Below are 1,620 nucleotides of genomic sequence, written 5' to 3'. Positions count from 1 at the left end.
TCCCGTTAGCCATCCATGAAGCGCAAAAATCAGCGCTTCACCACAGAGAATGAAAATGGTGGAAAACCGTCTATACTGATGCTACGGCTGGGAGAGGAAGGTCGATGAACTATGGTGTGTTAGAGCCCATCCGTTAGTCTGACTCCAACGACCACGGTGCACCACTGACTGTCGCTCCCTTACGGGAAGCACACATGGTAGATTAATCCTATTCTGGTTGCTGCACCAGCCTCTAATTTTAATCTTTGCCGTAGAAAGGATGTTTTCAATGGATATAGTCATTGGAAGAGCATGTGGTATGGATGTCCATAAGGACAATATCACTGCATGTGTTATTACTCCAGAAGGAAAGGAGATTCAAACGTTTTCTACCAAAACTGTATTTCTTTTAAAGCTAATTGACTGGATTAAAGAACATAGTTGTACGCATGTTGCTATGGAAAGCACAAGTGTTTATTGGAAACCCATTGTCAATTTACTAGAGGCTGAGGACATTGAATTTTTGGTTGTGAATGCCCAACATATGAAGGCAGTTCCTGGACGAAAAACAGATGTCAAAGATGCAGAATGGATTGCCAAACTTCTTCGTCATGGTCTACTCAAAGCTAGTTATATTCCTGACCGAAATCAACGTGAACTGCGCGAGTTGGTTCGCTATCGTCGGAGTATCATCGAAGAGCGTGCCAGACAACATAATCGAATCCAAAAGGTGTTAGAAGGAGCGAACATTAAGTTAGGATCTGTTGTTTCAGATGTTATGGGCGTTTCAGCTAGAGATATGCTTGACGCTATTGCCGATGGTGAAGAAGATCCTGAAAAACTAGCAAACTTTGCTCGACGTACAATGAAAAAGAAAAAAGATGAACTACAACTCGCCCTTAGAGGTTATATCAATTCGCATCAACGTCTTATGTTGAAAACCATTTTAAAACATATTGATTTTTTGACTGAGCAAATCGCGATGCTAGATCAAGAAGTGGCGGAAAGAGTAAGCACCCATCAAGAAGATATTGAACGACTAGATTCTATTCCTGGCATAGCTACAAGAATGGCTGAGCAAATTTTATCAGAAATCGGGACGGATATTAAGAAACAGTTCCCAAGTGCAGCTCATATGTGTTCTTGGGCTGGTTTGGTTCCTGGGCAAAACGAAAGTGCTGGCAAAAGGAAATCAGCTAAAACCAAAAAAGGAAACAAGTATCTGCGATCCGCATTAACTGAGGCAGCTCACTCTGTAAGAGGATCTAAAAACTATCTCGGAGCACTGTATAGGCGTACAGCATCACGAAAAGGTAGGAAACGAGCAGGAATTGTAGTCGCTCACGCCATGTTACGTATCTCTTATTATCTATTAACTCGGAAAGAAATGTATATAGACTTAGGTGAGGACTACTTTGATAAACAAAGACAACAATCAATTGTTCGGCATTCTCTACGAAGACTCGAAAGTTTAGGATACACTGTATCCATTACTGAACCAGAAGCCTCTTAAACCAGTCGATTTTATCATTTGGCATGATCATCAACAGGCGCTCTCACCTTTTTTTAAAAAAGAATGAGCTGCGTTTTATTTAGTATTGTCTTCTAACCCAAGTGCAGTGAGTTATTTTCATGGTAGTG

General features: G+C 41.0%; 1 protein-coding gene. It reads left to right on the top strand.

All coding sequences use genetic code 11. The annotated features are described in order from the left end of the window. Positions 1–268 precede the first annotated feature (268 nt). Positions 269–1,492, top strand: coding sequence for an IS110 family RNA-guided transposase (locus ACERII_RS25730; RefSeq protein ID WP_373645850.1), 1,224 nt, complete (start codon positions 269–271; stop codon positions 1,490–1,492). Positions 1,493–1,620: the final 128 nt, after the last annotated feature.

It is taken from the genome of Evansella sp. AB-rgal1 (genome assembly GCF_041820985.1).
Lineage (GTDB): Bacteria > Bacillota > Bacilli > Bacillales > Salisediminibacteriaceae > Evansella.
Note: the sequence above shows the minus strand (reverse complement) of the source record. Positions and strands in the feature narration are given on the sequence as shown.